The following is a 16,362-nucleotide window of genomic DNA, read 5'->3' as shown; positions in this document are numbered from 1 at the left end:
ATATCTATAACACGATGAGGCCGCACTTGAGCCTGGGGATGAGAACCCCCGAAGAGGTGCACAAAAAAGCGGCTGCCTAAGGCAGCCGCTACAATCAAAAACCGTCAACGTATTTTAGGACGGGACAATACGTCTTGCTCGTAAGGCTTGGTTCGTAAACGGTTCGACAAACTGTGCCTAGGGCACAGTTTGATACCCAAAGCACTCACTCTGTTCGTGGGGCATGCTAACGCCTGCTTTTACAAGGCGCCCGTAGGGTCAAAATACCCTTAAGGTATTTTGATCAATCCTTCCGCCCCGCCCAAATTGATCTCAAGTAAATTGCCGATATCCTCCCAAATGGGAGGCCTTTCTTGTTTATACGCTGTGCCCCCTCTAAAAAATCCCAATAAATAGCTTGCAAGCTATAGCGATGTTTAACGCTATTTATGCTCAGCAAGGCTTGTTGCTCACCCTGTGATCATTTCGGCTAATAGCCTTTGATAATAGTGAGAAAATCACCCTTCAGGGTTGACTAAACCCACCCAGATCCATATAGTGCGCACCCTACGCGCTCGTAGCTCAGCTGGATAGAGTACTCGGCTACGAACCGAGCGGTCGAAGGTTCGAATCCTTCCGAGCGCGCCATACAAAAAAACCCCGTCCGAAAGGTCGGGGTTTTTTTGTATGTGGTGTTTGGGTTGGTGCCGAGACAAGTCAAGGTTCGACAAATTACGCCTAAGGCGGAATTTGAACGCCGTAGGCGCCCGTAGGGTCAAAATACCCTTAAGGTATTTTGATTAATCCTTCCGAGCGCGCCATATTAAAAAAGGCCCCTACCGCAAGGTAGGGGCCTTTTTTAATATCTGCACACTCGAAAGGGTGCAGTTCCTAAGCGGTTCGACAATTTATGCTTATAGCATAAATTGGACGTCTGCTTTTGAAAGGCGCCCGTAGGGTCAAAATACCCTCAAGGTAATTTGATCAATCCTTCCCCCACTTCATAGTGCTTTAATAAAGAACGGTGATGCCGCAAGGTAGGGGCCTTTTTTAATATCTGCACCCTCGAATGGCTTCAGTTCCTAAGCAGGCGCCCGTAGGCCTCAAATAGCCTCAAGCTATTTGAGTTACAAATCACACGATGTTTAGGGCTTAGAGCTTGAGGCTGCGGCAAAACCGCTGCACCGCTTCTTGGGCAGTTTCGTGATCGGCCTCTTGGCTGGAACCACTCACGCCTACGGCGCCAATAAACTCGCCATCGACTTCTATAGGTACGCCACCGGCTGCAGCAATAACTCCGGGCATGGTTGTTACCCAGTGTTCACCTTTTGTTAAGCGCTCACCCCAGGTAGCGGTAGGCATTTGAAATGCATGGGCGCACAGCGCTTTTTTTTCGGCAGCGGCAAGGGTTCCGGGTTTGGCTAACTCATGCCTATGGGCAAGCAGAGCTTGTGTGCTGTGGTCCACGATGACTATAGAGGGATGCCAGTTATTTTTTTCGGCGTGTTGCTGAATAAATAAAGATAGCTGCATTGCGTCTGTTAAGCTCAGTTTGGATTTTTTTTGCATTGCTGTTACCTGATTTTAGCTTTATTGCATTGCTCTTTATCATACTGGGCTGATATAGAAATGCTGTCATCTATACAGATTACGGTTTTAGCATAGCTAATGCGAGAGAACTGAAAGAGTGGTGTGGAAGAGGTGAGGGTGAGCTAGTGTTTCGCTTCTGTTATGCAATGAGATTAAGAGTAGGGGCAGGCATCCTTGCCTATGATGTTACTTAGTTTAATTCACCAAAAACCACTTCCCCTTCCATAATTGTCGCCGTCACCTTAGCCTCAGAAATATCGCTAGGCTCAACTTCAAAAAGATTATCGCTTAGTACCACTAGGTCAGCGTATTTGCCTACTTCTATAGAACCGGTTTGGTTATCCAGAAAGTTCGCATAGGCTGCACCCAGAGTGTAGGCCTCTATAGCTTGGGCCAGGCTGATACGCTCTTTGGCTATGAGTACGGGGGTGTCTTCACCGTTGTGGGGGCTAATACGGGTGACGGCGGCTTCTATGGCGAGTAGTGGGTCAGCGGTGCTTACCGACCAATCGCTGCCAAAGGCAATACGGCCATCGGTTTTAAGAATGCTATTGATGGGGTACATCCAGCCCATGCGCTCAGGCCCTAATTGCGGCGGGTTGATATTGCGCACATAGTCATCGGCGTAAGCCCAGTAGGGTGAAAAACCGGCGATCATATCCAGCTGGCCAAAGCGAGCGATATCATCGGGGTGTACGATTTGAGTGTGGGCGGTGAGGTGGCGACTGTCGCGCTGGCCGTTGTGCTTGCGGGCGTTTGCTACTACGTCCAAGGCTTTTCTTACGGTGCCATCACCGATGGCGTGTATGTGCAGTTGAAAGCCTTCGGCATCTAAGCGGCGGCCGCCTTCTACTAATTCCTTATCGGGTACCATTAAGAAGCCGCGATTGCCGGGGGCATCGCTATAGGGTTCCAGCATATAGGCGGTGCGGGTTTCGATGATACCGTCGGCCCAAAACTTTACGGTGTTGGCTTGTAACCTGCCGCCAGAATAGTTGTCACGGGCTTTAATGATGGTGTCGATTTGATCCAGCCCCGCGTTGGGGTTCCAGCCCAGTGCAGCGGAAACGCGTAATTTTAGTTCGCCGCTGTCGCGCATTTGCGCATAGGCGTCCAGCGTGGTGTAAGGGTTGCTGCCAGAGATGTTGACGTTGGCGTCCTGCATGGCGGTAACACCTAGGCCGTGCAGATAGTTTTGGGTGTAACGTAAGGCCTCTACCAGCTGCTCGGTGGTTTGTGCGGGCAGCTTATCGGTGACCAGCTTCATGGCTGGGCCTTCCATTAAGGTGCCTATAGGTTCGCCAGTTTTTTCATCCTTACCTATGGCGCCGCCCTCAGGGCTGATGCTGTCGCGGTTAATACCTGCCAGTTTTAGCGCTGCCGAATTGACCCACAGGGTGTGGCCATCTGTATCTTTGGTAATGATGGGGCGGTTGCTGTCTATGGCGTCTAATAGTTGCTTATGGGGTTGCTGCTGGTTAAAAATCTCCCAGCTCCAGCCGCGTGCAAAAATGGGGCTGCCCGCAGGGCTTTGCTCAACGCAGTCGCTTACGGCGGCTAGTACCGCCTCTAGGCTTTTAAGGTCGAACAAGGGGCAGGTGCCATAAGCTAGGCCGCCGCTAACAGGGTGTATATGGCTATCTTGAAAGGCGGGCAGCAGCATTTTGCCTTTGAGGTCGCTGAGCTGGGTGCTGTCGCCCTTGTAGGCGGCGGCTCCGGCATTATTACCCACATAGATAATTTTGCCGTTTTTAATGGCTACGGCTTCGGCCCACTCTTGTTGTGGGTCCACGGTGTAAACCTTACCGCCTTGCAGTATCAGGTCGGCGCTGGGGGTAGCGGGGCTGCCACAGGCGCTTAGCAATAGGCTGCTGATGATGAGGCTGGGCAGTGCGATGAATGGCTTTAGGCTCATAGTAGAGATCCCTGTTTATTTGAATTGTTAGTTATTACTTGCGTTAGCCTAACACAGCTTGTTTGCGGCTGTTAGGGGGTAAATCGATGCGAAATAGCCCTGCCAATGCTATTATTACCCCCCCCTTTATTTGTCTGTTTAGCCATTGTTTAGCTTATGAACCGTAAAAAGAAAATCAACCAAGTGCTTAAAAAGAAAGTGAAGCAGGCTAATGCTAAGCTCAACCCCAAAGCCAAACCGCGCTATATTTCTAAAGCTGAGCGATTAAAACTAGAGCAGGCCTCTACAGAGTCACAAAGCTAAGCCGCCTTGCCGGCATTTTATTTTTTATTAGGATTACCTCATGACCAATAACGATGTGCTGCGCCGCATACGCTACGCCTTTGATTTTAATGATAGAAAGATGATCGCGATATTTGCCTTGGCCGGTGCGGAGGTTAGCCGTGAGCAGGTCAGTGAGTGGCTAAAAAAAGAAGATGACCCCGAGTGCAAAAGAATTAACGACCGCAACTTGGCGACCTTTCTCAATGGCTTAATTATAGAAAAGCGCGGTAAAAAAGACGGCCCACTACCGGTACCCGAGTCGCGCCTCAATCACAATCTGGTTTTAAAGAAATTAAAAATCGCTCTCAATCTGCAGGCTGAAGATATGCTGGAAGTCATGAGTGCGGCTGATTTTCGTATGAGCAAGCATGAGCTCAGTGCATTTTTTAGAAAGCCTGATCACAAGCATTACCGTGAGTGTAAAGATCAAATTTTGCGACATTTTTTAAAAGGCGTGCAAATTAAATACCGTGGCCCGGCAGCTGAAGACTGATTTCCAGCTAGGGCTGACAAGGGAAGTAGGAGTGTATTAGCAAGCCGTGACTAAGGCCATGCTCTGGCCGATAAGGTACAACTGACATGAAAAAAATAAAAAACGAAGCAGAGTTGGTCGCCGAGGCATTAAGAGTTGGTGCGCTTTATATTAAAAAGCGGGGTGTGGGTGAGTTTGAGGCCAGTGACTCGGCAAAAAATAAAGTGACCTATCTTTATCGCCTGTTGGCACATGACAAACTCATACAGCCCTTAGCCAAAGGGCAAGATAACGAACCTAATATGCGCCATAAACTAGCGCTGTGGATATCCCGGCAGCTACCCGAAGATCATCCTCTGCTAAAAGATTAGTGCTGTGCGGCTGCATATAATCGCTATGGTTGTTTAGCCTGCAGTTGTTGCTCCATGGCGTGTAGTGCTTGCAGGCTGTAATCATCGAGTAACACAGAATTGGTTTGTGCGTTTATAGCGCGGGCAGGTGGGCTTAGAAAGCTGCCGGTTAGTTGGTGGTCGTGGCCTATGCTGAGCAAGGTGCTTGCTATAACTTCTTTTATTGGTGCGGGTGTTTGGGGAGAAAGGCTGAAAACCATACGCAGAGCTTGCTCGTCACCTTGCCAGTCAATTTTTATGTTTTTAAGTGATGAGCGTAGCGCTTTTTCTAATAATAAATCAGACACAATAGCAAAGGCGCATTCATTATTGATAACAGAAAACAGGCTGCCGTCTTGGGTGTTTTTGTCTATCACTTGAAAGTGGGTGTCGGGGGCGGTTGTATTATTAATTGCTGCTAGTGCCGTGGTGCTGATAGAACTGAGCCTATCGGGTATGGCTATGCACTGCCCATTTAAGGACGAGGTGCCGTCGAAAGTCGTCTCTTGCTTACTAATTAAAACCCATTTGGCCGTGTAAACCTGCTCCATCACTAATTGATAAGCATAGTTTTTTTGTAAATATAGCGCCACATGCATGGGGCTGGCTATTAGCTTGGGGGTGGGGGTCTGTGCATTAAGTATTAATTCTTCTATGGAAGAAGCCGATTTGAATACGGTATTAACTCCTGCGTGTTTTAACAGCAGCTCCTGGTAACGGTGGCTCCAAGCCTGACGTAGCTTGAGACTAAATAAAGGATAGACGTGAAGCTCTATAGCGGTGGGGGTAGCGAGTGCTGCTGGGCCCAGTGGTAGTAATAGTGCCGCACTTAATAATACCGATGAGAGTCGTATCACCTGCAATGATTCCTTATCGTTGCCTGTTATTGTAGCTAGTTTTTTAGCATGGGATGATGCTCAATGCCAATGTTTAGAAGGCTTAGCCATAGTAGCTTAGCGGCGTTGTGCTTGCTAGCCTCGGGAATTTGTCTGGGGCGGTTGATACAGCCGCTGTATGCTGGAAAAGTCTTTATCGCCATAATCTGGGTGGCTGCTTTGTAATTGCTCAAATAATTGTTGGGCGTGCAGCCCTAGGGGGGTGTCTGACCGGCTATGTTGCGCCGTTTGCATAGCTATAGCCAAATCTTTAAGCATCAGCTTAACCATAAAACCGGGCTGGTATTGATGGCTGGCAGGGGCTTGCGGCATAACCCCCGGGTAGGGGTTGTATTTATCTAGCACCCAATTGTTACCAGAGCTGTTATGCATAATCTCGGAGAGAGTGCTGGCATCTAAGCCACTATTAACGCCCATTTGCAGCGCCTCCGCAGTGCCTGCCATTTGTATGGCCAGCAACATATTATTACAGGCTTTGGCAATTTGGCCTGCGCCGGCTCCACCCGCGTGAAAAACCTGTTGGCCCATGCTTAACAGTATAGGTTTGGCTAGCGCTACATCGTCTGCCTCACCGCCGCAAATAAAGGTCAGAGTTGCCGCTGCAGCCCCTGCGGTGCCGCCCGAAACGGGGGCGTCTATGCAGCGTAGTTTTTTGGCCGCTGCACATTGGGCCAGGTGCTGGGAGTTTTGTGGCGCAATGGTGGAGCAGTCTATCACCAGGGTGGTGGGGCTAAGCTGGTTAAACAGGCCGGGATCGTGAAGGTAGAGTTGTTCGACGATTTCGCCGCTGGTTAACATGGTGATGACGGTTTGGGCACTGCTTATACAATCTAATGCCGAGCTGGCGGCATAGCAGCCTGCAGCTTGGGCTTGGTTTAGGGCGGCGGGGCTGAGGTCGTAGGCGCGTACGCTATAACCCGCTTTTACTAAGTTGGCGGCCATGCTGCCGCCCATATTGCCTAGGCCTATAAAGGCGATAGTGCTACTCATAACAGCCTCCCTTAATCATGGGGCACTTCGGGCTTTATTTAAGTGTAGAGCACTATGCTTGCTTGGCGAGTGTGTGGCTTAGCGGCTTTATTCTTCGGGGAGTTGGCGGCAGTAGGTTTCACCTATGACATCTTCTAATAGCGCTATCTCGCGCGAGAGCTCGCGGGTGAGGTTAATCATTAATAGGCCAAAATCGGCGGGGAACAGTTCGTGCAGCCTATAAAACAAAGCGCAGTCTATATCTAATATTTGGCAGTCGACTTCAGCCACATCAGTGCCATTGTGGGGGATCATCCCCAACATTAAATCAAAGCCCACTTGTTCGCCTGCTGTAAAGTGGCGGGTGAGTATGTCCTGGCCGCCAAAATGTTTGTAATAGGCAATTTTGCCACTGAGTACTACTTGAAAGTCATTGGCTGCGCCTTGGCGCTGTAAATATTCGCCCTGTTTATAGAGAGTAATACTGCCTTCATTAAGTATGTATAGGATGACTTCGTCTGAAAGCGCGCCAAAAGTGGCCAGCTCTCGAAAATAGGGTAGCCCGTGCTGTTCGATAACAGAGGCGGCTGCTAGGGTTTCCATAAAGGCTTAACTTATTGCTTGGTTTGAAAATGGCTGGGGTTATATAAAGGCTAGCATGATACCTAGTATTTGGCGCGGGTTGATAGTGTCATAACAAAAAAGAGCAGGCTGGCTAGGCGATTTGATGTTAGCAGGCTGCGATAAGGGCTAGCTGCCTCCCTCCCTGATTGCTCATAAAAATTTTTTATGGGGTTTTGGGTTCCTATAAGCATAGCTAAAGTCATGGCGGTGTTACCGCTATTTATCCTATGTTGAGTTAGCTGCGCATGCAGTGGCCAAATAATGGCCTTTTTGTTTTTTATTTAGACATTTTAGCCAGCTCTACCCCAAAAGTGTTACCTTTTATTTTGTTTTTGTTACCTTTGCCTCTAAAAAGTGCCATCTCGCCGTAATCCCCCGTTTTTTGCTGCCTCTAATAACCTGTTACTAAATTATTTCAGTTTTAACATAAAAAATTAATCTAAAAGAGTGGACGTTTATTAAACATGTGTTACTATTCGTTTCGTTGCGGTAACACATGCAGGTTTTGAATAAAAAACAGGCAGCTGACCGCAGGATCGGGCCAAAAGCCCATAATTGTAAACACTCAAAATTTTGGAGAGTAAAAATGAAAAATGTGGCTGTGCTAGCCGTTATCGTAGGTCTTTTGGGTGGTACCACCGCCGTCGCTGAAACTGGAGTCAGTAAAGGGTCTACTATGATTTTGGCAATGAATAGCATCACTGCAAACAACCAGTGGTTGGCCTCTAAGGCTGTTAGTGTCGACACAGACGCCATTGCCAAAAAAGTAGAGTTGCAAGTATCTAAAAGCCTGGAAGACATTTCCGTCGCTTTGGATAAGCAGCTTGAAGAAAAATTTGCAAAGGAATTCGCCAATGATAAGCGGTGATCATTAGTATTGCCCGGGCCAGGTTTGGACCGGGCATTATTTTAACCAGCTTATCCATATATCACTTAAACAGCACTTTTGCGGCATTTCTCGCCATAACTCCTCTTAATAGTGCTTTTTAACGACAGTTTTCAGAAATAGTCTTTTTCCTCCCTCTTTTATTAAAATTGCTTTTAAATCAATATCTTGCCATATAGCTTAGGCGCTTGTAGTGCAATGCTTTTAAGGTGCACAATAGTCTGCTTTAGCGTTCGTTGGTTGTATCCTGTTGTACCTGACGTTAAAGCTGGGTGCAGGGCAAAGCAAATAATAAAAAGAGGGAAAGAACATGGCCATCAGCGTATTTGAACTATTTAAAGTCGGTATAGGGCCATCTAGCTCACACACCGTAGGCCCTATGAAAGCGGCGCTTACTTTTGTACAGGAGTTGGACAAGGAGGGCCAGCTCCAGCAGGTGCAGCGTTTAACCGCTGAACTGTTTGGCTCGCTGGGGGCTACAGGTGCGGGGCATGGTTCCGGCAAGGCCGTTATTTTAGGCTTGCAGGGTGACAGCCCAGAATCCGTTGTTGTGGATAGTATCGCCCAGCGTGTTGCCGATGTGCGCGAAGGTGGCCGCATTAGCCTGCTGGCTAAGCATGAGATCAGCTTTACCTATGCCGAAGACTTGCTGATGCATCGCAATAAGTCACTACCCTTTCATTCTAATGGCATGACCTTTACCGCCTATGACGCTGCTGGCACCGTGTTATCGCAGCGTTGTTTTTATTCGGTGGGTGGTGGCTTTGTGGTGGATGAATCCGCTGCAGAGCAAGGCTTTATTATTGAAGATGATACGCCTGTGCCTTATCCCTTTAGCACGGGGGCAGAGTTGCTACAGCGCTGTGCCGAGTCGGGCTTATCCATTAGCGCCTTAATGATGGAAAATGAAAAGGCCTGGCGCAGCGAGGCTGAAATTAATGAAAGCCTGCTGACTATCTGGCAGGTGATGAACGATTGTATAGAAAAGGGCTGCCGTACCGAGGGTATAATGCCTGGCGGTTTAAAAGTTAAGCGTCGCGCGGCACATTTATACCGACAATTAAAAACCTGTAATATGGCTGACGACCCACTCAATGTAATGGATTGGGTGGGCTTGTATGCGCTGGCGGTCAATGAGGAGAATGCCTCGGGCGGGCGTATAGTTACTGCGCCCACCAATGGCGCGGCGGGAATAATACCGGCGGTGCTGCGCTATTATTTAGATTTTTCACCGGGTGCCAGTTTGGCCGATGCGCCGCGTTTTTTATTAACTGCCGCCGCTATCGGTATATTGTATAAAATTAATGCCTCCATTAGCGGTGCCGAAGTGGGCTGCCAAGGTGAGGTGGGTTCGGCCTGCTCTATGGCGGCGGCCGCTTTAGCCGATGCGCTGGGCGGCACTCCCGAGCAAGTGGAAAATGCCGCCGAAATAGGCATGGAACATAACCTGGGGCTAACCTGTGACCCTATAGGCGGCTTAGTGCAAGTGCCCTGCATAGAGCGCAATGCCATGGCCGCCGTAAAAGCCATTACCGCTGCGCGTATGGCGCTGCGTGGTGATGGTCATCACTTTGTTAGCTTGGATCAAGTAATCAAAACCATGCGCGATACTGGTCGCGACATGCAGGACAAATATAAAGAAACCGCCAGAGGTGGTTTGGCCGTTAATGTGCTGGCGGTGCCAGTCAGTATTATTGAGTGCTAATTTTTGTGGGTTAAAAACTTAAAGGAGTTGCTGAGTGCTAGGTAAAGGCAGTGTTATTTTAATTGGTATGCCCGGTGCAGGTAAGAGCACCATAGGGGTGTTGTTGGCCAAAGAAACCGCCAGGGATTTTGTTGATACGGATGTGCTAATTCAATTACGTGAAGAAAAAACACTGCAAGATATTTTAAATGAGACTGATTACCTCAACCTCAGGCGCATAGAGGAAGAAGTGCTACTTAGTGTTGATCTGTCTCATCATGTGATCGCTACCGGTGGCAGTGCCGTGTACAGCGATAAGGGCATGAATAAACTCAAGTCGCTAGGCCCCGTGGTATATTTGCATGCCGATTTGGCGGAATTACGCAGGCGCATACATAATTTTGATACTCGCGGCATTGCCAGTTTGCCTGGCCAGAGCCTGGAGGATTTATTTGCCGAGCGCGAGGCTTTATATAAGCAATATGCCGACTTAGTGATTGATTGTAATGGCAAAGATCAAGAGCAAATAATCACAGAGCTATTGGCAAAATTAACCAAGTAAAATTTTATTTCTATTCGTGTCTTTTTTATTAGCTGTTCAATACTGGCTTGAGTATGATGTAGCTGGCTCTTCATTATTCTGGGTTGTAATCAGCGGCTAAAAACTAAGGCTTACTATGTTTGGTCTCGATGACTTATTAGAGAATTTGCAGGTAGAACAGCTAGATACTTTGTTATTTAGGGGGCTTACCCTTAAGTTACCCCTACCGCAGGTTTACGGCGGCCAGGTATTAGCGCAGGCACTTAACGCAGCGGCGCGCACGGTAGATCCTTTACGCCACCCTCACTCCTTGCATGCGTATTTTTTACGCCGCGGCGATCAAGATAGGCCCATAATTTACGATGTAGACCCTATACGTGATGGCGGCAGCTTTTCTACTCGCAGGGTGGTTGCCAAGCAGTACGGTAAGGCCATTTTTAACTGTTCAATTTCCTTTCAAATCGTAGAGCCGGGTTATGAGCATCAAATAGACCTGCCCATAGACGTGCCTGCGCCAGAAGGCTTGGAAGGGGATAATGATTTGGTGCGGCGCTTGTTTCCCAATACCAGCTTACAAAAATTATTGGCTATTATCCCTGATGATGTAGTCGATATGCGCTCGGTTAACCCGCGTAATCCCGTAGAGCCTACCCAGGAAAAGCCGCAGCGTGGTTTTTGGTTAAAGTTTAAGGGTGAGCTAGCGCATGACCCCGCCTTGCATCGTACCCTGCTCACCTATATTTCGGATTGGGGATTGATGGAAACCGGCTTGTACCCGCATCCCATAGGCTTTTTAAGCAAAGGGTTTCAGGGAGCCAGCTTGGATCACGCCATGTGGTTTCACACTGATTTTAGAGTAGACGATTGGATTTACTATCACATGGACAGCCCGCGCTCGGCTCATGCTAGAGGGTTTAATCGCGGTAGTTTTTATACTAAAGACGGCCAGTTGATTGCCTCTAGTGCGCAGGAAGGTTTAATGCGCGTGCGCGATGATAGCTAGGCTGATTTTCTGCTTAGCTATGCCTCGTCTAATACAATACGTGCGCAATCATCAAAGAGCTGTATCTGGTCGCCCGCAATAATTTTTTTACGCTTGCGGGTTTCTACAGCGCCGTTAACCAAAACCTCACCTTGCTCTATAAACATTTTGGCTTCACCGCCGCTGCGGGCCATGCCCTCAAATTTGAGTATTTTGTACAGCTCTACGGGTTGGTGAGTAATGATTATATCTCTCATGGCTGGGTCTTATCGGGTGATGGTGGTTAATGGTAGTTGATAAAATTTAAAGTCTTAGCTCTGCGTGGTGATAAGAAAAATCATCACCTTTAGCCAGCCTGTCGTAAAGCACCACATTAACGGTGGCGGCTAAATTCATACAGCCTTCGGTGGGCACGTAAATCGTTTCACTGCAAAAATTAGTCACGGCCTTGCTGAGGCTGCCGTCTTCGGGACCAAAAATATAAAAAGCGCGAGGCGGGTGTTTGTAACTGGGTAGCGGTTTGGCGCCAGCGGCTAGCTCTACGGCAACAGGTACGCAGCCCAGTGGCACTACTTGGGCCAAGTCCTCAACGCCAATTAAGGGCAGCTTTTCATAGGCGTTTTGGGTGTCGGTATAAAAAGGTTTGGCTACATCGTAGCGGCGGCCGGTATAAAACACGCTGTTAACACCATAGCAGCCCGCTGCCCGCATCACTGAGCCTACGTTATCGGGTGACTTGGGGTTGTATAGGCCTATGCAGGCGTAGCTTTTACTCATAATTTGGCTCGCTAATAAAAACGCCAGCATAAGCTGGCGTTATCAAAGAGTAGCTGGACGCTGAGCTTAGGCGGCGCTTTCTTCCGCAGCTTCTTCTTCGGGCTGTAGCTCGGCTAGTTTCGCTTTAAGCTCGGCAACTTCGCGTACTAATTCGTTGTTTTCGCTTTTGGTCTTGTTAATAGACTTTTGTAGCAGGTCGTTACTAGCTGTTTTTTCGGCTAACTTTTTCTTGTTGGCTACTAGATTCTTTTTCAACTTTTCAGCATCGAGCTGGTTGAGCTTTTTAACTTCGGCACGCACTTCGGCCAGCTCTTTTTGCAGGGTTTTAATACGTTTTTTCTGCTCGTCAATTTCTTCTTGTTGCTTGTTAGTACGGTTGCTTAGCTCGCGGTTGGTTTGCTCAATACGCTTTTTATCGGCGGCGCTGTTGGAAAGCTCAAGCAGGCTTTCCTGTTGCTTGGCGATAGTAGCTTCTAGCTCTTTGATGGTTTCTTGGCCGCTGGCGATTTCGGCGGCTTGGTTGCTTAGCTTGTCTTCGTACTGTGCTTTTAATTCGTTCTCTATTTTAATCAAGTTCTCTAGGTTTTTAACTGCAAGCATTAAATGTATCCTGTGGGTTCAATCAGTGTATGGCCCAGCGTCTAGGCCGGTCAAAATTTGGGGTGCGCATCATACTAGATTTTGCAGCTAAAAGGTCAAATATTGACCATGAATTTAAGGCTTTTTTGTGTTTTTTAAGTTTACTGCCCAAGGCTTGGTGAAAATATAGCCAAAACTCAGTGTTCCTGCGGTTTTAGGGGGGGCTGGGAGGGTTAGCAAAACAGGGTAGGCCAGTGATGCGCTAGCTAAGGGGAGCTACCCTTATTGGCTGCTACCTACTAACTGTGCTTTTAAGTGTTACTAATGGCTAAGCAAATACTGGGTTTTGGGTTGTCGCCACAATACACGTCAAGGCGTGTGCTGTTAGCGCCTGCATCTTGTTGTAAATTGACCTCGGATTCTAAATACACAGGCCCTTTAAAGATAACGTCAAGCTGTATAGTGTTGTGATTGTTACTATTAGCATTGAGCAGGCCGCTGCTGTTATTGGCGTGCGCTAAAGCTTGCGCCAGTACCCCAAAGCCATGGGCAATATCTCTTTTTAAGCCAAATAGCTTCGCCAATAAGGGCGACATATGTATGGGGTTATAGTCCCCGGTTATTTTCGCGTAGCGTTTGCCTCGGTCTTTGGGGATAGCCCAGGTCGCTAATTTTTTGGTGTGGGTCAGTTTATCTAATTCGAAGCTGCTGTCGCTGCTAATCGGGCTGTGGCGGCTAAAATTACCGGCTTTAAAATAGGTGGTGGTCTCCTGCCATTGCTGTTCACCGGCGATTAGTATGTCGGTAGTAAAATCGAACTCTAGTCCTTTCTCGGTAATACGGTAGGCTCCCAGTTTGGATCGTATATCCATCACGGCAGCTATGCTAATGGGCTTTGTTTGCACAATGCGGTTTTTAAGGTGTACAGCGCCCAGCAAGCGGATGGGGAAATCCTTATGGGTTAATAGATGCATGTGCATACTGCCGGCCATAACATGTGGATATAAAATAGGTAGCGTATCTGATGAAGGTATATCTAATAGGCTTAGGTATTGGGCTAGGCTGTTTTGGTTCACTTCAGCATGTGGCCAATAAGCCTCTAGTGGCGGTATGCCCTGCTGGCTATTAAACCCTGGGCGGGGAATAAGTAAGGCTTTTAGCAGTGCCGGCGCTATGTTGGGCTGGGTGCTGAAATGCAATATTGACTTATTCATGGTGGATCATTCCGCGTATTTAATAGTGGTGAGTGATGGCATTTTAGTTTGTTTGTGAACAGTAGCAATGTTGATAGTGTGGCTGATTAAAGATTATCGACCCTAGATGCTTATTGCGATAAGCTGGCAGCACGATTTAGCAGCAATGAATTGCTGTGATTGGCTTTACTATAAGAGGTTATATTATCTGTTATGTTGTATCTGATACTGGCTGTAGCCATTGTTATTGTTTTAGCGGGCTATGCTGTTTATACATGGCGGTTAGCGTCCAAACAGCAACAGGCACAAGCCGATGAGTTGAGAGCGACTGAGCAGCATAGAAACGAAGCTGCAGATACCGCCCGGCTTAATATAATGACCATGTTGCGTGTTTTAGAGCAGGGCCAGGTGTCAAGTACAGAAGCTGCCATTCGTATTATGTCCTATCGGCAAGCCCTGCCTGTAGCCGAACAGCAACAAGCTTTTTTTAAACCTTTTGACCAGCTGGCATTGGCCACAGCCCATATTCCAATTTTAGATGAATGGAAAGCATTGTCCTCCACGCAGCAGCAGGCATTTGATGAGCAGCGTACAGCGCTAGAGCAGCAATATCAGGCGGATATTAAAGCTGCTGTAGCAAGTTATTTATCTGCACAGGCTTAAGCACGGCAACCGTATTTTTTTTTAAATCCTAGGCGCAAAAAAGGCAGAATAGTGAAACCGATAGTTTTAGTATTAGTAAGTTATATTTTTACTATGAGCTTGCCACTACATGCTCAAGTACAATCATTTGCCAGCTGCGTAGCTGATTTTCAGCATCAAGCTCGGGCTGAAAAATTACCGGAATGGTTAGTAACAAACGTCGTAGGGCAGTTACAGCTTGAGCCTAGGGTACTTAAGTATGATCGCGCCCAACCCGAATTTACCCAAACCTTTGCCGATTATTTTAATAAAAGGGTAACACCACAGCGTATACAAAAAGCAAGAAAGCTATTTGCCGAGCATAAAGATTTTTTGCAGCAACTCACCAGAAAATATGGTGTGCCTGGGCAATATATCATTGCTTTTTGGGGGCTGGAAACCAACTTTGGCAGCTACCTGGGTAAAATGCCTACCTTAAACGCTTTAGCAACCTTGGCCTGCGATGAACGCAGAAGTGATTATTTTACGGCCGAATTAATGGCAGCTTTGCGGGTGCTTAACCGTGAAAAATTAACAGTTGAAGAGATGCAGGGCTCTTGGGCGGGCGCTATGGGCCACACCCAGTTTATGCCTTCGGCCTATGAGCGCTACGCGATAGATGGCGATGGTGACGGCCAAATCAATTTGTGGCGTAGCCAAAAAGACGCCTTGGCTTCGGCGGCTAATTTTTTAAAAGCGCTGGGGTGGAAAAAAGAACAGCGTTGGGGGCGGGAGGTGATACTGCCAGCGGATTTTGATTATCGCCTAACCGGTTTAAAACATTCTGAAGTTGTAAGTGCCTGGCAACAAAAAGGCGTTACTCGAACTAACGGTAAAGCCCTGGGTAACTATGATATGCCCGCGTCTATACTGGTGCCTATGGGGCACACCGGGCCAGCATTTATTAGCTATGCTAATTTTAAAGTGATTATGCGTTGGAATAACTCCGAATCTTATGCGCTTGCTGTAGGGCATCTCGCTGATAGAACTGTGGGCGGCGGTAGCTTGCATGCTTCCTTGCAGACTAAAACACCTAAGTTAACACCGGCACTGGTTACCGAGCTGCAATTAGCTTTGAAGGATAGAGGCTTTAAAGTGGGTAAGGCTGACGGTATTATTGGTTCTATGACCAAAAGAGCGCTAAAAGAGTTTCAAACACAGCAGGGTTTGATTGCGGATGGTTATCCTGATTATTCTGCCTTCGCTGCCTTGGATATACAGCTTCGTTAATGCTGGGCACAAACAGCTTAAGTCAGGTCATAACGGCGTACGCCGGTATCTAGTTAAGTGGCTTTATGGATGCCGGATCAAGTCCGGCATGACGTGTAGCGGTGAGTCTTAGTGCATAGCAAATACAGGTTCGCTAATGCTAGGAAAAAATATCCCAAGTCAGGTCATACCGGCGCACGCCGGTATCCAGTTAAGTGGTTTTGTGGATGCTGGATCAAGTCCGGCATGACGCGTTGCGGTGAGTCTTAGTGCATAGCAAATACAGGTTCGCTAATGCTAGGAAAACTATCCCAAGTCAGGTCATACCGTCGCACGCCGGTATCCAGTAAGTGGCTTTATGGATGCCGGATCAAGTCCGGTATGACGTGTAGCGGTGAGTCTTAGTGCATAGCAAATACAGGTTCGCTAATGCTAGGAAAAAATATCCTAAGTCAGGTCATACCGGCGCAGGCCGGTATCTAAGTAAGTGGTTTTTTGGATGCCGGATCAAGTCCGGCATGACGTGTAGCGGTGAGTCTTAGTGTTTAGCAAATAAAGGTTTGCTAATGCTAGGGAAAAATATCCCAAGTTAGGTCATACCGGCGCACGCCGGTATCCAGTTAAGTAGTTTTGTGGATGCCGGATCAAGCCCCACTAGTGTCCGGTTAAAAT

General features: G+C 47.8%; 18 protein-coding genes and 1 tRNA gene. 10 read left to right on the top strand and 9 right to left on the bottom strand.

Going from position 1 to position 16,362, the window contains the following annotated elements; all coding sequences use genetic code 11:
- The first annotated feature begins 550 nt into the window (after window positions 1-550).
- Window positions 551-627 (top strand) — tRNA-Arg (locus NO559_RS16830).
- Window positions 628-1,131: 504 nt separating this feature from the next.
- On the opposite strand, the gene NO559_RS16825 is transcribed toward NO559_RS16830, so the two are convergent.
- Both NO559_RS16825 and NO559_RS16820 read right to left on the bottom strand, forming a co-directional pair.
- Window positions 1,132-1,548: a heme-binding protein gene (locus NO559_RS16825; protein ID WP_258333045.1), complete on the bottom strand. Its 417-nt coding sequence runs from the start codon at window positions 1,546-1,548 to the stop codon at window positions 1,132-1,134.
- 211 nt (window positions 1,549-1,759) lie between these two features.
- A complete protein-coding gene (locus NO559_RS16820; RefSeq protein WP_258333044.1) occupies window positions 1,760-3,484 on the bottom strand; it encodes an amidohydrolase in 1,725 nt (574 codons plus the stop codon).
- A 156-nt stretch (window positions 3,485-3,640) separates the two neighbouring features.
- Here NO559_RS16820 and NO559_RS16815 point away from each other — a divergent pair, with 156 nt between their 5' ends.
- The 3 genes from NO559_RS16815 to NO559_RS16805 all read left to right on the top strand — a co-directional run bounded on the left by NO559_RS16815 (window position 3,641) and on the right by NO559_RS16805 (window position 4,651).
- Window positions 3,641-3,787: a DUF2986 domain-containing protein gene (locus NO559_RS16815; protein WP_258333043.1), complete on the top strand. Its 147-nt coding sequence runs from the start codon at window positions 3,641-3,643 to the stop codon at window positions 3,785-3,787.
- A 40-nt stretch (window positions 3,788-3,827) separates the two neighbouring features.
- Window positions 3,828-4,301, top strand: a complete 474-nt coding sequence (locus tag NO559_RS16810) for a DUF1456 family protein (RefSeq protein WP_258333042.1) — start codon at window positions 3,828-3,830, stop codon at window positions 4,299-4,301.
- Window positions 4,302-4,387: 86 nt separating this feature from the next.
- A complete protein-coding gene (locus tag NO559_RS16805) occupies window positions 4,388-4,651 on the top strand; it encodes a DUF5062 family protein (RefSeq protein ID WP_258333041.1) in 264 nt (87 codons plus the stop codon).
- Between the two features lie 23 nt (window positions 4,652-4,674).
- Here NO559_RS16805 and NO559_RS16800 read toward each other — a convergent pair whose 3' ends face one another.
- The 3 genes from NO559_RS16800 to NO559_RS16790 form a co-directional block, all read right to left on the bottom strand.
- Window positions 4,675-5,526, bottom strand: coding sequence for a PhnD/SsuA/transferrin family substrate-binding protein (locus NO559_RS16800; protein WP_258333040.1), 852 nt, complete (start codon window positions 5,524-5,526; stop codon window positions 4,675-4,677).
- Between the two features lie 114 nt (window positions 5,527-5,640).
- Window positions 5,641-6,555 carry a 3-hydroxyisobutyrate dehydrogenase gene (gene mmsB, locus NO559_RS16795; protein ID WP_258333039.1) on the bottom strand — a complete coding sequence of 305 codons (915 nt, stop codon included), beginning with the start codon at window positions 6,553-6,555 and terminating at the stop codon, window positions 5,641-5,643.
- An 87-nt stretch (window positions 6,556-6,642) separates the two neighbouring features.
- On the bottom strand, window positions 6,643-7,137 hold the full coding sequence (locus NO559_RS16790) for a cyclic nucleotide-binding domain-containing protein (protein WP_258333038.1): 495 nt from the start codon (window positions 7,135-7,137) through the stop codon (window positions 6,643-6,645).
- Between the two features lie 517 nt (window positions 7,138-7,654).
- Here NO559_RS16790 and NO559_RS16785 point away from each other — a divergent pair.
- From NO559_RS16785 to NO559_RS16770, 4 genes are all read left to right on the top strand, one after another.
- On the top strand, window positions 7,655-8,026 hold the full coding sequence (locus NO559_RS16785; RefSeq protein WP_258333037.1) for a hypothetical protein: 372 nt from the start codon (window positions 7,655-7,657) through the stop codon (window positions 8,024-8,026).
- 328 nt (window positions 8,027-8,354) lie between these two features.
- A complete protein-coding gene (locus NO559_RS16780; RefSeq protein ID WP_258333036.1) occupies window positions 8,355-9,749 on the top strand; it encodes an L-serine ammonia-lyase in 1,395 nt (464 codons plus the stop codon).
- A gap of 34 nt (window positions 9,750-9,783) precedes the next feature.
- Entirely contained in the window at window positions 9,784-10,290 is a 507-nt protein-coding gene (locus tag NO559_RS16775; RefSeq protein WP_258333035.1) for a shikimate kinase, read from the top strand.
- A gap of 115 nt (window positions 10,291-10,405) precedes the next feature.
- Window positions 10,406-11,272: an acyl-CoA thioesterase II gene (locus NO559_RS16770; protein WP_258333034.1), complete on the top strand. Its 867-nt coding sequence runs from the start codon at window positions 10,406-10,408 to the stop codon at window positions 11,270-11,272.
- 17 nt (window positions 11,273-11,289) lie between these two features.
- Here the strand turns inward: NO559_RS16770 and NO559_RS16765 are convergent, their stop codons facing one another.
- The 4 genes from NO559_RS16765 to NO559_RS16750 all read right to left on the bottom strand — a co-directional run bounded on the left by NO559_RS16765 (window position 11,290) and on the right by NO559_RS16750 (window position 13,821).
- Entirely contained in the window at window positions 11,290-11,508 is a 219-nt protein-coding gene (locus NO559_RS16765; RefSeq protein WP_258333033.1) for an RNA-binding S4 domain-containing protein, read from the bottom strand.
- Between the two features lie 46 nt (window positions 11,509-11,554).
- Window positions 11,555-12,028 (bottom strand): RNA methyltransferase, encoded by a 474-nt coding sequence (locus tag NO559_RS16760; RefSeq protein ID WP_258333032.1) that lies wholly within the window; start codon window positions 12,026-12,028, stop codon window positions 11,555-11,557.
- A 66-nt stretch (window positions 12,029-12,094) separates the two neighbouring features.
- Window positions 12,095-12,628 carry a hypothetical protein gene (locus NO559_RS16755; protein ID WP_258333031.1) on the bottom strand — a complete coding sequence of 178 codons (534 nt, stop codon included), beginning with the start codon at window positions 12,626-12,628 and terminating at the stop codon, window positions 12,095-12,097.
- Window positions 12,629-12,918: 290 nt separating this feature from the next.
- Complete coding sequence (locus NO559_RS16750; RefSeq protein WP_258333030.1) at window positions 12,919-13,821, bottom strand: MaoC/PaaZ C-terminal domain-containing protein; 903 nt, start codon at window positions 13,819-13,821, stop codon at window positions 12,919-12,921.
- Window positions 13,822-14,013: 192 nt separating this feature from the next.
- Between NO559_RS16750 and NO559_RS16745 the strand changes: the two genes are divergently transcribed.
- A complete protein-coding gene (locus tag NO559_RS16745) occupies window positions 14,014-14,463 on the top strand; it encodes a DUF2489 domain-containing protein (RefSeq protein ID WP_258333029.1) in 450 nt (149 codons plus the stop codon).
- Between the two features lie 93 nt (window positions 14,464-14,556).
- Window positions 14,557-15,711, top strand: coding sequence for a lytic murein transglycosylase (locus NO559_RS16740; protein WP_258333028.1), 1,155 nt, complete (start codon window positions 14,557-14,559; stop codon window positions 15,709-15,711).
- The last annotated feature ends 651 nt before the right edge of the window (window positions 15,712-16,362 follow it).

This window comes from Dasania sp. GY-MA-18 (genome assembly GCF_024734385.1).
Taxonomy (GTDB): domain Bacteria; phylum Pseudomonadota; class Gammaproteobacteria; order Pseudomonadales; family Dasaniaceae; genus Dasania; species Dasania phycosphaerae.
The sequence above is the reverse complement of the archived record's forward strand: the minus strand, read 5'-3'. Positions and strand labels throughout refer to the sequence as shown.

Bases quoted from the DNA above. Each gene is read 5' to 3' on its own strand.
- NO559_RS16825 (WP_258333045.1), bottom strand. From the start codon at position 1,548: ATGCAAAAAAAATCCAAACTGAGCTTAACAGACGCAATGCAGCTATCT.
- NO559_RS16820 (WP_258333044.1), bottom strand. From the start codon at position 3,484: ATGAGCCTAAAGCCATTCATCGCACTGCCCAGCCTCATCATCAGCAGC.
- NO559_RS16815 (WP_258333043.1), top strand. From the start codon at position 3,641: ATGAACCGTAAAAAGAAAATCAACCAAGTGCTTAAAAAGAAAGTGAAG.
- NO559_RS16810 (WP_258333042.1), top strand. From the start codon at position 3,828: ATGACCAATAACGATGTGCTGCGCCGCATACGCTACGCCTTTGATTTT.
- NO559_RS16805 (WP_258333041.1), top strand. From the start codon at position 4,388: ATGAAAAAAATAAAAAACGAAGCAGAGTTGGTCGCCGAGGCATTAAGA.
- mmsB (WP_258333039.1), bottom strand. From the start codon at position 6,555: ATGAGTAGCACTATCGCCTTTATAGGCCTAGGCAATATGGGCGGCAGC.
- NO559_RS16790 (WP_258333038.1), bottom strand. From the start codon at position 7,137: ATGGAAACCCTAGCAGCCGCCTCTGTTATCGAACAGCACGGGCTACCC.
- NO559_RS16785 (WP_258333037.1), top strand. From the start codon at position 7,655: ATGCAGGTTTTGAATAAAAAACAGGCAGCTGACCGCAGGATCGGGCCA.
- NO559_RS16780 (WP_258333036.1), top strand. From the start codon at position 8,355: ATGGCCATCAGCGTATTTGAACTATTTAAAGTCGGTATAGGGCCATCT.
- NO559_RS16770 (WP_258333034.1), top strand. From the start codon at position 10,406: ATGTTTGGTCTCGATGACTTATTAGAGAATTTGCAGGTAGAACAGCTA.
- NO559_RS16765 (WP_258333033.1), bottom strand. From the start codon at position 11,508: ATGAGAGATATAATCATTACTCACCAACCCGTAGAGCTGTACAAAATA.
- NO559_RS16760 (WP_258333032.1), bottom strand. From the start codon at position 12,028: ATGAGTAAAAGCTACGCCTGCATAGGCCTATACAACCCCAAGTCACCC.
- NO559_RS16755 (WP_258333031.1), bottom strand. From the start codon at position 12,628: ATGCTTGCAGTTAAAAACCTAGAGAACTTGATTAAAATAGAGAACGAA.
- NO559_RS16750 (WP_258333030.1), bottom strand. From the start codon at position 13,821: ATGAATAAGTCAATATTGCATTTCAGCACCCAGCCCAACATAGCGCCG.
- NO559_RS16745 (WP_258333029.1), top strand. From the start codon at position 14,014: ATGTTGTATCTGATACTGGCTGTAGCCATTGTTATTGTTTTAGCGGGC.
- NO559_RS16740 (WP_258333028.1), top strand. From the start codon at position 14,557: ATGAGCTTGCCACTACATGCTCAAGTACAATCATTTGCCAGCTGCGTA.